This is a genomic window from Corallincola platygyrae (genome assembly GCF_039544265.1).
GTDB lineage: Bacteria > Pseudomonadota > Gammaproteobacteria > Enterobacterales > Neiellaceae > Corallincola > Corallincola platygyrae.
Genome location: NZ_BAABLI010000003.1, coordinates 13,725 through 32,459, shown reverse-complemented (window position 1 = coordinate 32,459; position 18,735 = coordinate 13,725). Strand labels below are relative to the sequence as shown.

Here is an 18,735-nt window from a genome sequence, read left to right as displayed (position 1 = left end):
CTTCAAAATGAAAACGGGCACCTATCTGAATAGACGCCCATGGAAAATGTTAAAGAACCCAAACCTCAACACGTCTGTTGCGTGCCCTGCCCGCCTCACTATTATTGTTAGCGACAGGCAATGCCTCGCCGAACGCTTCCACTTCCAGCACGTTGATACCGCGGGAAACCAACTCGCGCTCAACGACACGGGCACGATTCAGTGACAACCAGCGGTTGCGATCTGCTTTACCGACGCTGTCAGCAAAGCCCATCAATACCACGCGGCGGCCAGCGTTCTTCTCCATGTAGCTAATCAGACGTTCAAGGTCTCGCTTACCCTTGTTGTCGAGCTCTTTGTCGCCATGATTGAAGCGGAAGTTAAGCGACAAACGCTGTCCCTTTTCGGTGTACTGATTGTACTTAGCCGGTGCATCAGAGGCGGCGTATACCTTCTCCACCTTGATGTTCTGAGAGATCAAACCAATCTCTTCAACAATATCCTGCCCCTTGCGCGAAATGGCGAAGCTGGCGAAATCTTTAATCAAGTTTGATGCAGTGGTGGGCGTGTAGAAAAACAGGCGGCGAGACAAAGCGTAGTCTTCCGTACCCACGGTAAAGCGTGTTGGGAAAATAGCGGCAGTGTCTTGACCTTCAGATATTGAGATCGCTTTCGAGTGACCCACATAGTTCAGACCAATAAAGCCAATAGCGCCTTCATCGGCAGAAACACCTGTCGAAAGCTCAGAGCTTGACTCCAGCCGCGTTGCGCCCTCAGCTAGTTTCTTACCATATTTCTTCAGCACCAGGTTTTTGAACGTATCCCAGGTACCTGATTTGCTGTCGCGAGCAAACAGCTTGATTGGCATATCAGCGCCGCCAACCTGCTTCCAGTTACTGATCTCTCCAGCAAAGATCCGTGCCAGCGTGGCACTGTCCAAACTACTGATAGAGTTATTCTGGTTAACGATAACGGCCAAACCATCAAGACCGATGATATGTTCGTTGCCGACCTTGCTTAAGTCGCCGATAGCCGCTTTAAGGTCTTCAATTTCGGTTGGTTTAACTGGGCGCGAAGACATGCCCATATCCGCTTTCCCTGATTTCAGTCCTTTAAATCCTGTGCTTGAGCCATGGGCGTGCAACTCAATGGCGAACACTTTTCCGTCCTGGATATACTGGAGTTCACGCTCAACCGCGACTGCCCCCTTCTTCCAATAAAACTCTGTTACGCCGATAGTCTTCAGGTACGCTTCAAGCAGCGCGGGCGCCAGTTTTTCACCAATGGTATTGGAGCCATGAAGGCGAAACGCCACCACAGGGTTGCTCACTGGCAGAGTGAGTCCTTTAGGCTCAGCCGTTGCAGCAGGTGCAGATGTTTGCACTGGCGCGGTAGCAGCAACGGTAGGGGGCGCTACAGACGTCGCTGGCGCTGTGACCGTTTTCGGCATCAGCATCAAGTAGATGACAACGGCAAGCAGTACGACAGACATACCGAGTACCGCATAAATCAGCAGTTTCGATTGGTTATCATCACTTTTTTGAGGTACGGCAGCGGCCTGAATCGGCGCAGCAGGTGCCGTTACAGGCGCAGAGTCGGGCCGTTTCCTCAAATCTGCAGCCAACTGCTTAATCTCTGCGATGATGCCTGAGATCTCGTCATGCTCAAGCGCACTTAACTCATTGATGACGAGCTGGAAGTAGGCCTTGTCCTGCAGCATTTGAGAAGCGGAGATCTCAATATCGAATTCCTGCTGCGCGGCCTGCTGAAGTGAATTGAGCTGCTCTTTCAATTCACGCTTTATATTTCGGTTATCGTTCTGTGAAAAACTATCGGCGTCTTGTCTGTCCACTTCCACCACCCTGTTACTTCGAACAAACGCTATTAGGAGAGACAAGAATGTACGCCGGTAACATTTCAAATTTATGAACGCCGGGGTTTAACCTTCAGAAAATTAGAGCAAAGTTAAGTAACTGGGGGATGACAACCTTACCACTAATTACCAGATTTCAGACTGGAAGATCTTAGTATTTATTTCGCCGCACCATATGAATTAGGTTATCCTTGCTACCATTATTTAACATTCCAGTAATACACCACCCCGGTGATATGCCACTGTTTTTTACCAGGCTCAGGAGTTTCCCATGCGCATTCTTCATACCATGCTTCGTGTTGGCGATTTACAACGATCAATCGATTTTTATACCGATATTCTGGACATGACCCTGCTGAGAAAATCGGACAATCCTGAGTACAAATACACCCTGGCATTTGTCGGTTACGGCGACGAAAAATCAGAAGCCGTGCTCGAACTTACCTATAACTGGGGCACAGATAGTTATGATCTTGGGAATGCCTATGGTCACGTCGCCATTGAAGTCGACGATATTTATGCCGCCTGCGAAAAAATCCGTACAGCTGGCGGCAACATCACTCGCGAACCAGGCCCGGTAAAGGGCGGCACCACAGAAATCGCATTTGTTGAAGATCCAGATGGTTACAAGATAGAGCTGATCAACAAGAAGTTTGCTGGCCAGGGGCTTGGCCAATAATCACTGAATTAGTACAAGGAAAAAGCGTTAATGGACAGAATGTTAGCTTCGATTAAAGCACTGCCTGGCACCCTGCTTATTGCATTGATGTTGACCGCATGTGCAAGCAATGCGGGCAACAGTGACGTTGCCGATGTTTTCGCTCGCGTTAATAACAGCGTCGTTGAGCTGCACGTCAAAGCGATTAAAACGGAAACCACGGGTAACCGTACCAGTTCTAAAGGGCTGGGATCCGGTGTATTGATTTCAGAGTCAGGTAAAGTCCTTACCGCAGCCCATGTGGTGGATACCGCCACAGAAGTCAAAGTTCTGTTTCAGAATGGCGAGATCAGCTTCGCCAAAATCCTATGGATGGAACACAGTGCGGATTTAGCAATGCTCAAGCTAGATAAGGTGCCTGAGGGGATCACACCAGTAAAACTGGGTGACTCAAAAGCCTTGCGTACGGGCGAACGTATTATGGTGATAGGTGCGCCTTACGGGGTTAGCCATAGCTTGTCAGTTGGCTACGTTAGCGGCCGTCATTCTGGCCCAGAAAAAGTCTCTCGGGATATTACCCCGCTGTTTATTCAAACCGATGCAGCCATCAACAAGGGTAACTCCGGCGGCCCTATGTTCAACATGCGCGGCGAAGTGGTTGGCATCGTCAGTCGAATTCTAAGCCAGAGTGGTGGATTTGAAGGTCTGGGTTTTGCGGTCGCAAGTCAGACTGTAAAAGAGATCATCGAAGAAGGCACCCTGCCCTATGCCGGCCTTACCGCGCTCCCTCTTACGCCAGAGCTGGCCAAAGTGCTGAATATTCCCCAGGGCTACGGCGCGCTGGTTCAGCAGGTTGTACCCTTCTCGCCAACGGATCTCATCGGGCTTCAGCCGGGCCGTTTACCGGTAAAGGTACTGGGTAGAACCATACTGTTAGGCGGTGATGTGATTCTGGCTATCAATGGAATCGAGATCAGAAATCAGGAAGCATTGTTTAAAGTCCGGGAAAACATGCTGGTGATGAAGGAAGGTGACCCTCTGGTAATCAATATTCTTCGCGACGGCAAAGTGATGACCCTGATGGAAGAGAAGAAGTAACCTTTCACTCAGCAAAAAGCCCCGATATCGGGGCTTTTTATTAGATCGAACTCTCAGTAGAAGCTAGCGACTCATACGGATGACCACACGGCGGTTCTTATCGCGACCGATAACAGTGTCATTGGTTGCTATATGCCGCTTCTCACCATGTCCCTCGGTCTTTATCCGACTCTCATCCAGCCCTTGTTTAGCCAGATAGGTTTTCACCGACTTAGCACGCTTTATCGACAACTGTTCGTTATGCCAGCGGCCACCGTAACTATCGGTATAGGCGTCCACCAGCACCAGCTCAACCGCAGGCGCTAGTTTCAAGTACTCACCGATCATGTCCAGTTTGCGCTGAGATTCTTTGTTGAGTTGGTCGGAATTGCTCTTGTAGTTGAGGACAGTGTAAGCAATATCTTCAAAACCAAATGGCAGTAACTGGTCGACGCAACTTAGAAACTTGTAATACTGCTGGCGAAAGTTCACTGAGGAAAGCCCAACCGCAACCTTGTCCCTGCGCTGATGCCAGTCGCTGTAATAAAGCGTGGGCTGCATCCCTTTCTCAAGTTCATGCAGCATGACCCAGGCGCCATTCTGATCCACATAACCATCAAATTGACGATAGAGTGTGGTTTCTCCAATGCGCTGAGAAGGCAGACCTGGCTTCCAGTTAGGTGCAACCGACTGCAATTCGACAGGAGTGTGCTGATCTGAGGTCAGACGCATATCCATCTCAAACCCAAGATTATTGAGCTTGCTCGCCCGACTACTGAATTTCACCTGACCGTAATTTGGTACTTTGTGCTCCAGTCGACACTCCAAACGCGTATCTGACGCAAGAGTCCACTGGCTATCTTCAAGACCGGCCGCATAGGTGCGAAGCCCAGCAGACGCGGTATTGCTCAGCATCAAACCGATTGCCAATAGAGACAGCTTTACTTTCATATCAGACCTAATGCATTACCGTACATACAGGATACTAACCCGATATCGGCCGCACCGCTCAAATCTTTAGCGCTATCTGTGTTTTCTAATACAAAGCAGAGCAAAACAATATCCGCTGGTATTACGACCACGGTCTGGGATAATGCCCCGCTTAACTGGCTTAACAGAAGTAGTGATTTGTCCAATGAGTGATTCCGTTAAACGCGCCCTTAAGCAACGTTTCAGAGGTTATTTTCCCGTTGTTATCGATGTTGAAACGGGTGGTTTTAACGCCGATACAGATGCACTGCTTGAGATTGCGGCCGTCACTCTGAAAATGGATGACGAAGGATTCCTCACTCCTGATCAACAGATACACTTCAACGTTAAGCCGTTTGAAGGAGCCAACCTTGAGCCAAGCTCATTGGCCTTTATCGGTATTGATCCGGATGACCCGGCCAGAGAAGCTATTAGCGAAGGCGAAGCACTGAGAGAAGTCTTCAAAATGGTTCGCAAACAGCAAAAAGCGGCAGAGTGCCATCGCTCAATAGTTGTCGCTCACAACGCAGCTTTTGACAATGCGTTTCTAAATGCGGCTGTGGCGCGAGCCAATATTAAACGCAATCCGTTTCATCCCTTTGCCACCTTTGACACGGCCACCGCAGCGGGTATCGCCTACGGTCAAACTGTTTTGCAAAAAGCCTGTAAAGCGGCAGGTATCGACTTTGATAATGAGCAGGCTCACAGCGCGGCGTACGATACCTTGCGCACAGCGGAGCTATTCTGCGCCATCGTCAATAAGCTACAAACCCTTGGAGGCTGGCCAGTAGTGGATGTCGATGAAGAAGAGAAAGACAACGGCTGATAGTGACCAGAGAATCTGAATAAAAAAGGCTGCCAATAGGCAGCCTTTTTTATTTCAAATACTGATTTACAGCTTGTCAGCATTCTCAGACAGGTAAGCTGCAACGCCTTCAGGGCTTGCATCCATACCTTTGTCACCATCAGTCCAACCAGCAGGACAAACTTCGCCGTGCTCTTCGTGGAACTGCAGCGCATCAACCATACGCAGCATTTCGTCTACGTTACGGCCCAGAGGCAGATCGTTAACTACCTGATGACGAACCAGGCCTTCTTTGTCGATCAGGAAAGAGCCGCGGAACGCAACGCCCGCTTCTGGGTGCTCAACGTCATACGCCTGACAGATAGAGTGAGTGATGTCAGCAACCAGTGGGTATTTAACCGGACCGATACCGCCTTGATCTACCGGTGTGTTGCGCCATGCGTTGTGAGTGAAGTGAGAGTCGATAGAAACACCGATAACCTCAACACCACGTTTTTCGAACTCAGCCATACGGTGATCGAATGCCAACAGCTCTGACGGGCACACAAAAGTGAAGTCCAGTGGGTAGAAGAAAATAACCGCTGGCTTACCGCTGATTGCTTCTTTCAGATTGAACGCATCAACAATGTCACCATTTGCCAGGACTGCAGGAGCAGTAAAATCAGGGGCTGGGCGGCCTACGAGTACACTCATGTCGCTTCTCCATTTTATTTAATGAGTTAGGTCTTCCGACCTACGAGTTTGTTATCAGTTCCGATCAGATGCAAGAGTATAAGGATCCACTTGCGAGTAACCAAGCATTTCAGTCAGATATTCGTGCTGACCGCTTCCTTATTAACCAATCCTGACACCAAACATAGTCAACTCCAAGCCAAATTCCACTGGCATAGAGTTTGCGGCTTGCGCACAATATACAGCTTAGCTAACAGTTGGATTTTTCAATGAATGCAGTCGTTATCTCTGTACTGCTCGTGCTCGGATTGAGCTTGCTACGTGTAAACGTAGTTATAGCGCTTGTGATCAGTGCGCTGGCCGGCGGGGTTATTGGTGGATTATCACTTACAGATACATTAACCGCTTTTAATGGCGGCCTAGGCAATGGCGCCAGCATCGCACTTAGTTACGCCATGTTAGGTGCATTTGCTGCGGCCCTCTCAAATAGCGGTATCACCGACTATTTAGCCGAACACGTCATAAAAAGGCTTGGTGGTGGCAATGATGAGAGACAAAAAGCCTGGGCCAAGCACCTGCTGCTGTTTGCCTTGCTTGCAGTATCTGTCTCCAGCCAAAACCTGATCCCCGTGCATATTGCGTTTATTCCTATTTTGGTGCCCCCATTGTTGCACCTAATGAGCGAATTGAAGTTAGACCGCAGACTGGTCGCATGTGTTATCACCTTTGGCCTGACGACCCCATACATGCTGCTACCCGTTGGCTTTGGCGGAATATTCTTAAATGAGATTCTGCTGACAAACTTGAATACCAATGGTTTGGAGGTTCAGGCTGCGGACGTTGCTCCGGCGATGTTAATCCCTGCTTGCGGCATGTTTGTGGGACTTGCCCTCGCCTTTTTCACTTACCGCAAACAGCGCCACTATGATGAAGCGGCAATCAAAGCTGTCGAGCCTGAATCAAGCGGTGAAGAAGAGCGCCAGCTCTGGGCTCCATTGGCTGCAATTGTTTGTGCTTTGGGCATTCAGCTGTACACCGAATCTATTGTTATTGGTTCGCTGACTGGCCTGATTGTGCTTTGGATCGGTCAAAGTATTAAGTTAACTCAAACCCACGCCCTGTTTACCCAAGGGGTGAGAATGATGGGCATGATCGGCTTTATCATGATCAGCGCCGCTGGTTTTGCCGCCGTTATGAAAACCACAGGTGATGTCGATAGTCTGATAGCCGTAGTTTCGGGGCATATGGGCGAGAACAAGGCTCTGGCCGCCATCACCATGCTGGTGATTGGGTTGTTGATTACTATGGGCATCGGTTCATCATTCTCGACAATTCCAGTGATTGCTACGCTGTATGTGCCGCTGGCTATCTCGCTTGGTTTCTCAGTGCCAGCAACCATCGCATTGGTAGGCACAGCGGCAGCACTTGGAGATGCAGGTTCACCGGCATCAGATTCAACGCTAGGACCAACCTCAGGGTTAAATGTTGACGGCCAACACGACCACATATGGGATACCGTGGTTCCTACCTTTATCCATTACAACCTACCGCTCTTAGCATTTGGTTGGTTGGCGGCCATGGTTCTTTAAGCCAATGGTTTCCATAGATGTATTAAGCAGTAGAGAATGGAATCAATGAAAAATAGAGAATCGAAAACAGCAGGCTCTTTGATAGATGATCCTGTCATCCTTCGACTATTTGAACGCATGCCTCACTCTGTTCAGGAGAGTTTCACAGAAGAGCAGCTAATGCACCTGAAGGTTGCCGTGGGCTCTCGCGGCTGGGGCGAACATGCCGTTGATGTGCGCGGCTCATTCCGTGGTTGGCGACACCGTTACTACTATGTGATGCTGTTTGGCCGAAACCGCAGGCACCTGACACCAGGCCAAAAGCGAATTCACAACCTGATATCTGCCGCTATGCTCACAGGGTTTGTCTGTGTCGGATTGCTGATTGGTCTGCTGGGGCTTTATCTACTGAAATCTGCGGCAGGCATCGATCTATTTCCTGACCACTCACTTGGGATTTGGGATTGGTTTAACAGCAACTAATGCCAATCCGAACAGATAAAAAAACCGGCTTACGCCGGTTTTTTTATCTTCGAACAAGTCGCTTATTAAGCTTCTGGTTCTTCGGTACGATATTTATCTGCGGTCTCTTTGACCAGAGGTTGAAGCTCACCTTTCTGGAACATCTCAACCATAATGTCGCAACCGCCAATCAGCTCACCGTCAATCCAGAGCTGTGGAAACGTTGGCCAGTTTGCATACTTTGGCAATTCAGCACGAATTTCCGGGTTCTGCAGGATATCAACGTAGGCAAACTTTTCGCCACATGACATCACCACCTGTGCAGCCTGAGAAGAAAAGCCACAGCTTGGCAACTTAGGTGAGCCTTTCATGTACAGAAGAATTGGGTTCTCGGCGATCTGTTTCTTAATACGTTCGATCGTTTCCATGGTCTCTCTCTGATAATAACTAAATCTGCAATTGGGCCCATTGTACGGGGTTGATCACGAAATTTCAGCACACAATTTTTATGGGCTTTCTTTGCGCTGAGATAATTTTTTGCGTACCTACTTCACACTTTCCAATAACTCAGTAGAATGCTTAGAGGTTGTTTTTCTTTGCTGTATGAACTTTGTTCACTGAAAATGCGTTTAAGAACAACAAACAATCTACGTAAGTAGTGAGGCTAAGCAACAGATATAGGTGGCTGAGCCAAAAACGTAAACACACAGCAAAGAAAAGAAACCCTTTTTTGATTCCCAACCCCTTAAGAGCCTGCGAAAGGCTCTGAAAAATGGAGATAAGAACAGATGGCATTTGAACTTCCTGCTCTGCCGTATGCGAAAGACGCGCTGGAACCGCACATCTCTGCCGAGACACTGGAATACCACTACGGCAAGCATCACAACACCTATGTCGTTAAGCTGAACGGCCTGGTTGAAGGCACCGAGTTTGAAGGCAAGAGCCTTGAAGAGGTAGTGAAGTCTTCTTCAGGTGGCGTTTTCAACAATGCTGCCCAGATCTGGAACCACACCTTCTACTGGCACTGCCTGAGCCCAAATGGCGGCGGCGAGCCTAGCGGCGCACTGGCTGAAGCCATTACCGCAGCTTTTGGTTCTTTCGAGGACTTCAAAGCTAAGTTCACTGACAGCGCAATCAACAACTTTGGCTCTAGCTGGACCTGGCTGGTGAAAAAGGCTGACGGCAGCCTGGACATCGTCAACACCTCAAACGCAGCGACACCACTGACTGAAGAAGGTGTAACACCTCTGATGACCGTGGACCTGTGGGAGCACGCTTACTACATCGACTATCGCAACCTGCGCCCTGACTACATGAAAGCATTCTGGGCGCTGGTAAACTGGGAATTCGTGACAAGCAACTTCGCTTAATCACAAATTCACGCCAGCTCACAAAACGCCTCGCATTAGCGGGGCGTTTTGTTATCCGCTTTACAAAATTTCTTCGAGAATTTTCACCTTTTCCGCAAGTAAATCAGTCAGAGACTACTCTATATATGTATGGGCTTGGTTCCTAACCTGAGTAGCCAGGTAACTTGTGCGTGTATTCTAGGGGGGATTTTCCAATGGGGATCTTCGAGCATTATCAACAACGCTATGAGGCTACACAGGAAGAGGAATACTCTCTAAAAGAGTTCCTCGAGCTGTGTAAGAAAGACCGTAGCGCGTACGCATCCGCTGCTGAACGCCTGCTTATCGCAATCGGTGAACCTGAGATGGTTGATACCTCTCAGCACGCCGTATTGTCCCGGATATTTTCTAACCGCGTTATCGCCCGGTACCCGGCATTCAAAGAGTTTTATGGAATGGAAGATTCCATTGAGCAGATAGTGGCGTATCTGAAACACTCAGCCCAAGGGCTTGAGGAACAAAAGCAGATCCTTTACCTGCTTGGTCCCGTAGGTGGTGGTAAGTCATCTCTGGCGGAAAAGCTGAAGCAGCTGATGCAACATGTTCCCATCTATACTCTCTCGGTCAAAGGCCAGCGTAGCCCGGTCAACGACCACCCGTTTTGTCTGTTTGACGCTGCTGAAGATGGCGACATTCTCGAAAAAGATTATGGCATCCCTAAGCGTTACCTAGGAAGCATCATGTCTCCCTGGGCTGCAAAGCGGTTGCGCGAGTTTGGCGGTGATATCACCGAGTTTAAAGTGGTTAAAGTATTTCCCTCGATACTCGACCAAATTGCCGTCGCCAAAACTGAACCAGGGGATGAGAACAATCAGGACATCAGTTCACTGGTGGGCAAAGTGGACATTCGCCAGTTGGAGCACTTCTCTCAGGACGACCCTGATGCCTATAGCTACTCTGGCGCCCTGTGCCGAGCAAACCAGGGGCTGATGGAGTTTGTCGAGATGTTTAAAGCACCCATCAAGGTGCTGCATCCGTTGCTGACGGCGACTCAGGAAGGAAATTACAACCCGACAGAGGGTCTGTCGGCATTGCCGTATCGCGGTATCATTCTCGCTCACTCCAATGAATCTGAGTGGCAGAGCTTCCGAAACAATAAGAACAATGAGGCGTTCCTCGACCGTGTTTACATTGTCAAAGTGCCTTATTGCCTGAGAGTCTCAGAAGAGATTCGAATTTATGACAAGCTGCTAGAGCACTCGGAATTGGTCGGCGCGCCTTGTGCGCCTGGCACACTGGATATACTAGCAAGATTCAGCGTGTTGTCTCGCCTGCAGGACCCAGAAAACTCCAGCATCTACTCGAAAATGCGGGTCTACGATGGTGAAAGCCTCAAAGACACAGATCCCAAAGCTAAGTCCTACCAGGAGTACAGAGATTTTGCCGGCGTCGATGAGGGCATGAGCGGTCTATCCACCCGTTTCGCTTTCAAGATTCTATCCCGTGTCTTCAACTTCGACCATGCTGAAGTGGCCGCCAACCCAGTGCATTTGTTCTACGTGCTTGAGCAACAGATTGAGCGTGAGCAATTCCCACAGGAAACTGCCGACGCATATCTGGAGCACCTGAAAGGCTATCTGATCCCGAAATATGTCGAGTTTATTGGTAAGGAGATCCAGACCGCTTACCTTGAAAGCTACTCCGAATATGGCCAAAACATTTTTGACCGTTATGTCACCTATGCCGATTTCTGGATACAGGACCAGGATTATCGAGACCCCGAAACTGGTCAGCTATTTGACCGCGCAGCATTGAATGCAGAGCTGGAAAAGATTGAAAAGCCAGCGGGGATCAGTAACCCCAAAGACTTCCGTAATGAAATAGTGAATTTCGTGCTCAGGGCCAAAGCCAATAACAACGGCAAGAACCCCAACTGGACCAGTTACGAGAAGCTTCGTACCGTGATAGAGAAAAAGATGTTCTCAAACACGGAAGACCTTCTACCTGTTATCTCGTTCAATGCAAAAACATCGGCCGAAGATCAGAAGAAACATGAAGACTTCGTCGCCCGTATGATGGAGAAAGGATACACCCAGAAACAGGTCCACCTGCTTTCTGAGTGGTATCTAAGAGTCAGGAAGTCGACTTAGTATTTGCAGGCTCCAACAACTAACGGGAGGTGTCGATGGCGCATTTTATTGATCGACGACTCAACAGTAAGAAGAAGAGCACGGTCAACCGGCAACGCTTCTTGAGGCGCTATAAACAGCAAATCAAGAAGGCGATGTCTGACGCCATCTCAAAACGAGGCGTCACTGATGCAGACAAGGGCGAAAAGGTTAGTATTCCTACACGCGATATTTCCGAACCTATCTTTCATCAGGGTCAAGGAGGTCATCGAGAACAGGTATTGCCTGGCAACGACAGATTTATACCCGGTGATCAAATTGAACGCCCGCAAGGTGGCGCGGGTGGTAGCGGTGACGGCGAAGCCAGTGATAGCGGTGAAGGCGAAGATCAATTCGTATTTAACATCTCCAAAGATGAGTACCTTGACCTGCTGTTCGAAGATCTGGAGCTACCAAACCTTAAAAAAAATACGCTCGACAAACTTACCGAATTCAAAACTTATCGCGCGGGTTACACCACAGATGGTGTGCCGACCAACATCAACATTGTTCGTTCACTACGTCAGTCTCTGGCCCGTCGTACTGCGATGAACTCAGGGAAGAAGCGCAAAGCCAGAGAGCTGGAAGAGGAGCTTAAACAGCTCGAAGCCGAAAAACCCAGAAACAGTGCGGCCATCAAGCGCCTGAAAAAAGAGCTCGATGAGCTGAAAAAGCGTATTGCAGCCACCCCTTTTATCGACACCTTTGATCTGCGCTTCAATAACTTTGTGAAGCGCCCCGTGCCCACCTCCAAAGCCGTGATGTTCTGCCTGATGGATGTCAGCGGCTCGATGGATCAGGCCACTAAGGAGATGGCCAAACGTTTCTACATTTTGCTCTACCTGTTTTTGACCCGTACCTACCAGAACATAGATGTCATCTATATACGCCATCACACCCAGGCCAAGGAAGTAGATGAACACGAGTTCTTTTATAGCCAGGAAACAGGCGGCACCATAGTCTCCAGCGCACTGAAATTGATGAAACAGATCATCGATGACAGATACCCATCAGATCAGTGGAATATCTACGCAGCGCAGGCGTCTGACGGTGATAACTGGGCTGACGATAGCCCCCACTGTTACGAGCTATTGAGTAAAAAACTGCTGCCATTGGTGCGTTACTACACCTATATCGAAATCACCCACAGACCCCACCAAACCCTGTGGCATGAGTATGAGAAGTTGCTCGACCAGTTTGACTCTTTTGCAATGCAACGGATTAAAGCGGTCGAAGATATTTATCCGGTGTTTAGAGAGTTGTTCCGCAGGCAGGCGGCATAAGGGGGCGTGATGGCTAAAAAGCAAAGTAAAAATGTAACGCCAATGGATGACGGTCCAGACTGGAACTTCCCTCTGCTGGAACAGTACGAAACGGAAATTGACCGCGTCGCAAAAATCTATGGGTTGGACACCTACCCAAACCAGATTGAGGTAATTACCGCAGAGCAGATGATGGACGCTTACGCCAGTGTAGGCATGCCAATAGGCTACAGCCACTGGTCGTTCGGCAAGCGTTTTATTCAAACGGAGCAAACATACAAACGTGGGCAAATGGGGCTGGCCTATGAGATTGTGATTAACTCGGCACCCTGCATCTCCTACTTAATGGAAGAGAACACTGTCACCATGCAAGCGCTGGTGATGGCACACGCCTGTTATGGCCACAACAGTTTCTTCAAGAATAACTACTTGTTTAAAACCTGGACAGATGCCAGCTCAATTATCGATTATCTGGTATTTGCTAAAAACTACATCGCTGAATGCGAGCAACGTCATGGCACCAGCGAAGTTGAAGCCGTGATCGATTCCTGTCATGCGCTGATGAACCAGGGGGTAGACAGATACAAGCGCCCTACCGAAATATCCTTGGCTGAAGAAAAGAAACGGCAAAAGGATCGTGAAGAGTATCTGCAATCTCAGGTCAACGACTTGTGGAGAACATTACCAAAACAGCAGGCCAACCGCGTTGCCCAAAAAAACAGGTTTCCGCCTGAGCCACAGGAAAACCTTCTTTACTTCATCGAAAAGAATGCGCCGTTGCTTGAGCCCTGGCAGCGAGAAGTGGTCAGAATTGTGCGCAAGATTTCGCAGTACTTCTATCCACAAAAACAGACCCAGGTGATGAACGAAGGTTGGGCCTGTTTCTGGCACTACACCCTGCTAAACCACCTATATGACGAAGGCAAATTAACCGACCGCTTCATGCTGGAGTTCCTCCATTCGCACACCAACGTAGTCGCTCAACCACCCTACAACAGCCCCTACTACTCTGGTATCAACCCTTACGCCTTAGGCTTTGCCATGTTTAGGGATATTCGCCGTATCTGTGAACAGCCGGATGAAGAGGACAAGCAATGGTTCCCTGATATCGCAGGCAGCGACTGGTTGAAGACGGTTCACTTCGCGATGGAGAACTTTAAGGACGAGAGTTTTATCGCTCAGTTTCTCTCTCCCAAGTTGATCAGGGAATTTAAACTCTTTTCATTGTTGGATGATGACAAACAGAACTTTATGGAGGTGGGTTGGATCCACAATGATGCCGGGTATCGCAAAGTCCGTGAACTGTTAGCAGCACAATATAACCTTAGCCACCGCGAACCCAATATTCAGGTCTACAACGTTGACCTGCGTGGTGACAGATCTCTCACACTGAGATACATACCTCACCAACGAATCCCCCTGGACACCAGTTACAATGAAGTACTTAAGCACCTCCACCGGCTATGGGGATTTGAAGTGAAGCTTGAGCAGGTTGAGGAGGACGATAAAGTCGAGCTAATAGCCACCTGTCCGCCTTCAGCTCCCGCAGAGGAAGCAAAAGAAGATAAAGATATGGCTACACATATTTGAAGATCTACTAAACTTATCGTCGACCCTCAACTTAGAACAAGGAAGTAAAAAATGAAAAAGCTCGTTATTGCCCTTTGTTTTCTATCTGCCGCCTTCAGCGGTGCCGCAAGCGCTTCATATATTAAGTTTTCTGTAGATTCATATATGGACATCTATGACTGGGATGACTACTACATCGAGACGATATGGTTAGAATCCGAATATTATGTTGACGTTGAAACCCAGGAGCTTGTTGGTGCGACATTAAGTACTAGCTATGGAGATTATGCATTTAGTTCGAAATATGGATTCGGCTCTGGATCCCTCTGGGCGGGGATTTGGTATTGGGGCCACGGATTGGTAACCAATTATTCCGTGTCATTTAAAGCCCTAAGCGGCAGTGGACACCGTTTTAGCCTAAGTGGCTGGTACGAAAATCACTTTCCCAGAAATGATAAATACCTTTGCATTCAGGATTTCAGCTGCGACGATGACGCCCTCCTGAGCGACGTTTCCACGTGGGAGGATGCAGAAGGCGGTGAGGGAGCTGACTATGGCTATATGTACGATTTGGGACCCAATGAACTAACAGGGCGGTACAGTGATTCTTCCACTGGCGGCTTCTGGGAAGTTGATGATATTCCAAACCTTTTAAAGCAACGTATTCTTGTCCCGGAAACAAGCAGCTGGTTGACGATGCTTGTAGTGTTTGGCTTTATCGCTACAAGAACAGCCGCTCGGAAAAAGAGTTAGCTTCTGCCTCTAAAGCAAAAAAGGGGTTAACCCATGGTTAACCCCTTCCCAAAAAAGATAGTGTATTGCAGTTGGTTCTTTATCTGGCAATGTCCACAATATCACTTGGCACATCGTCACGTAGGCTCTGCCAAAGCTTGGCACTTTCGTAACCGTAACGACGCACGACGCTGATTGCTTCGTCGTACTTGTCTTGCTCTGCAAGCGCCAGGATCTCCTGGTAGAACTTGCCTAGCAAATCTCGAGACTGAGGCAGTGAAAAATAATACGCACCAATGCGCGAATAAAGGCCTTTAAAGCCATTCAGGGTCAACACATAGATGGGATTATTAGACGCAAATGCCAACGCATGGTTTATCTGATAATCAAACTCTGCACACTTCTCCGGATCATCAGGAATGTCTCCCGCATCCAGAATAATCTGCTTAACCTTGTCACCACTGTTCTTCAGTGCCGCACGGATATAGATACTGCTGATGTTGGTGCGTGCTGAAAGCAGGTGGTCCACCAACTCAGGAATACCATCCTGATTCAGTCGGGCGATCGTTTCCAGAATATTTAAACCGGACGTCTCCCAGAAATTATTCACTCGTGTTGGTTTTCCATGCTGAATGGTTAACCAGCCATCACGAGCCAAGCGCTGAAGCACTTCACGTAGCGTAGTCCGGGTAACACCAATCAGTTCTGATAACTCTCGTTCGGCAGGCAGAATAGAACCAGGGGGAAAACGGTTGTTCCAAATAGAGTCAACAATGTACTCTTCGGCAAACCCCGCGGGGCTCTGGGCTTTAATTATCATTTATGGTCCTGTCGCAGGTAACTCTTCAAGCAGTATAAAGGAACTCATCATACCAGATGCCTTTTTTAACCAACAAGCAACAGCGAACTTTTAAAAGTAAAAACTTACTCACATTTTGACTCAATTCATCCTTTCAAATCCCCATCATTACTGCGATCCAGCTCTATCTAAATAAAAAGACCGCAAGCGGCGTAGGCAATTGGCAAAAAGTAGGTAAAATAGCGACCAAATTTTATAAAGGACCGGGCCTGTAGCTCTTTGGTGTATGAATTTTGTTCGCCGATAAATCAAAAATAATAACGACGAACAGCACTTCATTGACGATATCTTCACCGTTTCAGGCCAATCATTGAGACCCTGCTCAATTTGGCTTCAGCCCTGACGAAATCGTTCTCGTTCTGCGTTAATCAGACAACAGAGACATACAGCTCCTAAAAAAAAGCAAATAATCCTGGAGCACTTCTAATGCCACAAACAAAGACGCTTGGCGAAGCGTTTATGAGGAACTTCCTCGGACAAGCCCCCGACTGGTTTAAAATTACCATTCTGGTTTTTCTACTGGTCAATCCCATAGTCTTCCACTTCAGTCCGTTTGCAGCAGGTTGGCTGCTGATCATCGAGTTTATCTTCACACTCGCCATGGCACTGAAATGCTATCCTCTTCAGCCTGGTGGGCTATTGGCAATAGAGGCCGTCGCTTTAGGTATGACCTCACCAGACATGGTGATGCATGAGCTAACTGCCAATATTGAAGTACTGCTACTGTTGGTGTTTATGGTGGCAGGTATCTATTTCATGAAGCAGTTGCTGCTGTTTATCTTTACCAAATTACTCATAAAGATCCGCTCCAAATCCCTGCTTTCTCTTGCTTTTTGCTTTGCAGCAGCATTCTTGTCAGCATTTTTGGATGCACTAACCGTTATCGCCGTGGTTATTGCTGTCGCCACTGGGTTTTACGCTATTTACCACAAGGTGGCTTCAGGTAAGGAGTTTCACCACCCTCATGACCATACTGCTGATGAAAATCTGCATGACCTGACGCGAGATGATCTCGAGCAGTTTCGTGCGTTCTTACGTAGCCTGATGATGCACGCAGCCGTGGGGACTGCGTTGGGTGGCGTGTGCACCTTGGTAGGTGAACCACAAAACCTGATCATTGGTGGTAAGGCTGGTTGGGATTTTATTGATTTCGCCATTCGCGTAGCGCCAGTGACATTGCCAACGCTGTTCTTTGGCTTGTTAACCTGCGTCCTGTTGGAAAAAGTCAGATGGTTTGGTTACGGCGCCAGACTGCCAAAGGCCGTGCGCACTATCCTGCAGGATTATGAACGTTATTCTACTGAACGACGCACTAAACGTGACGTAGCCAACCTCATTGTCCAAGCTTTTATTGCCGTCTGGTTAATCGTAGGACTGGCGCTGCACCTGGCTGCAGTAGGTTTAATCGGATTGAGTGTGATTGTTCTCGCGACGTCCGCAACTGGCGTCATTGATGAGCACAAACTAGGCAAAGCCTTTGAAGAAGCTCTGCCGTTTACAGCCCTGCTTAGCGTGTTCTTCGCTATTGTTGCCGTAATCATCCAGCAAGACCTTTTTGCTCCGGTAACCGACTGGGTATTGAGCTTTGAGGGCCATGGTCAGTTATGGCGCGTTTTCCTGGCAAATGGCCTGCTCTCAATGGTCTCTGACAACGTATTTGTAGGCACGGTTTACATCGAAGAGATCTACACAGCACTGCAAAACGGGACCATCAGCCGAGATCAGTTTGATCTTCTGGCTGTCGCCGTGAATACGGGCACCAACCTGCCAAGCGTAGCAACGCCAAATGGCCAGGCTGCTTTCCTATTCCTGCTGACCTCAGCTCTTGCCCCCCTGTTGCGCCTCTCATACGGTCGCATGGTGTGGATGGCACTGCCCTATACCATCGTATTGCTTATTGTCAGCTTGGTTGCGACAGTGCTGATCCTTCAACCCGCCACAGATGCTCTTTATGATGCAGGTTTGATAAACCATGTTTCTGCTGTTGCAGAATCGGCGGTCTCAGGTCACCACTAAGTTAAGCAGGCTCATTGTCTGCTAAGAAAAGCCCAGCTCTTGCTGGGCTTTTTGTTTTGTTTGCCATAGCAAATTTGTAAAGTTTGATGTCAATGCCTTGGCGATAACAAGCATAGGGGTAAAATCAGCTCCTTATTTCCATACTCAGCTGTCAGAAGGAATTTGTTGAGTGATCCAGATTATCGGTAGTTGGCCAGAGAAACGATGGCCGTGGTTGTTGTTAGGAGCCTCAGCTCTGGCTTTGGAGCTCTGCGCCCTATTTTTCCAGTACGGCATGGACCTAGCGCCATGCATTATGTGTATTTATGAACGTGTCGCCATGCTTGGGGTATTGCTCACGGGCTTTATTACTGCCATTGCACCACAATACCTTTGGCTCAGACTGACTGGCTTTGCCGCATGGCTTGTTTCTGGCGTGTGGGGGCTATTGCTCGCGTGGGAACATGTCCAGCTGCAAATTAATCCTTCACCATTCAATACCTGTGATTTTGAGCCTAACTTCCCAAGTTGGCTGCAGTTACATCACTGGTTACCGGTGTTTTTTGAAGCGACAGGAGATTGTGGCGAAATAGCATGGTCTTTCCTGGGCTGGTCGATGCCACAATGGCTGGTCGTCAGCTTCGTTATTTATACCCTGCTCGCAGTCGTCGTACTGGCTTGCTGGGGTATAAGTCGACTGAAGGCTAATAGCTAAGCAGACGAAAAAAGAAAAAAGCG

General features: G+C 48.5%; 17 protein-coding genes. 12 read left to right on the top strand and 5 right to left on the bottom strand.

All coding sequences use genetic code 11. The features are described from left to right. Window positions 1–49: 49 nt before the first annotated feature. The gene (locus ABEA14_RS00175) at window positions 50–1,831 is read right to left on the bottom strand and encodes a substrate-binding domain-containing protein (protein ID WP_345337698.1); all 1,782 of its coding nucleotides are present in this window, start codon (window positions 1,829–1,831) and stop codon (window positions 50–52) included. Window positions 1,832–2,123: 292 nt separating this feature from the next. On the opposite strand from ABEA14_RS00175, the gene gloA reads away from it, so the two are divergent. Then, a complete protein-coding gene (gene gloA / locus ABEA14_RS00170) occupies window positions 2,124–2,531 on the top strand; it encodes a lactoylglutathione lyase (RefSeq protein WP_345337697.1) in 408 nt (135 codons plus the stop codon). Between the two features lie 30 nt (window positions 2,532–2,561). Next, a complete protein-coding gene (locus ABEA14_RS00165) occupies window positions 2,562–3,608 on the top strand; it encodes a S1C family serine protease (protein ID WP_345337696.1) in 1,047 nt (348 codons plus the stop codon). Between the two features lie 63 nt (window positions 3,609–3,671). Here ABEA14_RS00165 and ABEA14_RS00160 read toward each other — a convergent pair whose 3' ends face one another. Continuing rightward, window positions 3,672–4,538 (bottom strand): flagellar protein MotY, encoded by an 867-nt coding sequence (locus tag ABEA14_RS00160; protein ID WP_345337695.1) that lies wholly within the window; start codon window positions 4,536–4,538, stop codon window positions 3,672–3,674. A 184-nt stretch (window positions 4,539–4,722) separates the two neighbouring features. Here ABEA14_RS00160 and rnt point away from each other — a divergent pair, with 184 nt between their 5' ends. Next, entirely contained in the window at window positions 4,723–5,382 is a 660-nt protein-coding gene (gene rnt, locus ABEA14_RS00155) for a ribonuclease T (protein ID WP_345337694.1), read from the top strand. A gap of 66 nt (window positions 5,383–5,448) precedes the next feature. Here rnt and ABEA14_RS00150 read toward each other — a convergent pair whose 3' ends face one another. Beyond that, the gene (locus ABEA14_RS00150; RefSeq protein WP_345337693.1) at window positions 5,449–6,054 is read right to left on the bottom strand and encodes a peroxiredoxin; all 606 of its coding nucleotides are present in this window, start codon (window positions 6,052–6,054) and stop codon (window positions 5,449–5,451) included. Between the two features lie 248 nt (window positions 6,055–6,302). Between ABEA14_RS00150 and ABEA14_RS00145 the strand changes: the two genes are divergently transcribed. Both ABEA14_RS00145 and ABEA14_RS00140 read left to right on the top strand, forming a co-directional pair. After that, a complete protein-coding gene (locus ABEA14_RS00145) occupies window positions 6,303–7,622 on the top strand; it encodes a Na+/H+ antiporter family protein (RefSeq protein ID WP_345337692.1) in 1,320 nt (439 codons plus the stop codon). A gap of 36 nt (window positions 7,623–7,658) precedes the next feature. Continuing rightward, window positions 7,659–8,084, top strand: coding sequence for a 3-phosphoshikimate 1-carboxyvinyltransferase (locus ABEA14_RS00140; protein ID WP_345337691.1), 426 nt, complete (start codon window positions 7,659–7,661; stop codon window positions 8,082–8,084). A 65-nt stretch (window positions 8,085–8,149) separates the two neighbouring features. Here ABEA14_RS00140 and ABEA14_RS00135 read toward each other — a convergent pair whose 3' ends face one another. Further along, a complete protein-coding gene (locus ABEA14_RS00135; RefSeq protein ID WP_345337690.1) occupies window positions 8,150–8,491 on the bottom strand; it encodes a Grx4 family monothiol glutaredoxin in 342 nt (113 codons plus the stop codon). Between the two features lie 360 nt (window positions 8,492–8,851). On the opposite strand from ABEA14_RS00135, the gene sodB reads away from it, so the two are divergent. From sodB to ABEA14_RS00110, 5 genes are all read left to right on the top strand, one after another. Further along, complete coding sequence (gene sodB / locus ABEA14_RS00130) at window positions 8,852–9,433, top strand: superoxide dismutase [Fe] (RefSeq protein ID WP_345337689.1); 582 nt, start codon at window positions 8,852–8,854, stop codon at window positions 9,431–9,433. 194 nt (window positions 9,434–9,627) lie between these two features. Further along, complete coding sequence (locus ABEA14_RS00125; protein WP_345337688.1) at window positions 9,628–11,562, top strand: PrkA family serine protein kinase; 1,935 nt, start codon at window positions 9,628–9,630, stop codon at window positions 11,560–11,562. Window positions 11,563–11,597: 35 nt separating this feature from the next. Continuing rightward, window positions 11,598–12,863, top strand: coding sequence for a YeaH/YhbH family protein (locus ABEA14_RS00120; RefSeq protein WP_345337687.1), 1,266 nt, complete (start codon window positions 11,598–11,600; stop codon window positions 12,861–12,863). Between the two features lie 9 nt (window positions 12,864–12,872). Further along, window positions 12,873–14,432: a SpoVR family protein gene (locus ABEA14_RS00115; protein WP_345337686.1), complete on the top strand. Its 1,560-nt coding sequence runs from the start codon at window positions 12,873–12,875 to the stop codon at window positions 14,430–14,432. Window positions 14,433–14,483: 51 nt separating this feature from the next. Next, window positions 14,484–15,164 (top strand): hypothetical protein, encoded by a 681-nt coding sequence (locus tag ABEA14_RS00110; protein WP_345337685.1) that lies wholly within the window; start codon window positions 14,484–14,486, stop codon window positions 15,162–15,164. Window positions 15,165–15,243: 79 nt separating this feature from the next. Here ABEA14_RS00110 and fadR read toward each other — a convergent pair whose 3' ends face one another. After that, window positions 15,244–15,963, bottom strand: a complete 720-nt coding sequence (gene fadR, locus ABEA14_RS00105) for a fatty acid metabolism transcriptional regulator FadR (RefSeq protein ID WP_345337684.1) — start codon at window positions 15,961–15,963, stop codon at window positions 15,244–15,246. 465 nt (window positions 15,964–16,428) lie between these two features. Between fadR and nhaB the strand changes: the two genes are divergently transcribed. Both nhaB and dsbB read left to right on the top strand, forming a co-directional pair. Further along, window positions 16,429–18,018 (top strand): sodium/proton antiporter NhaB, encoded by a 1,590-nt coding sequence (nhaB, locus tag ABEA14_RS00100; RefSeq protein ID WP_345337683.1) that lies wholly within the window; start codon window positions 16,429–16,431, stop codon window positions 18,016–18,018. 169 nt (window positions 18,019–18,187) lie between these two features. Continuing rightward, a complete protein-coding gene (gene dsbB / locus ABEA14_RS00095; RefSeq protein WP_345337682.1) occupies window positions 18,188–18,712 on the top strand; it encodes a disulfide bond formation protein DsbB in 525 nt (174 codons plus the stop codon). Window positions 18,713–18,735 lie beyond the last annotated feature (23 nt).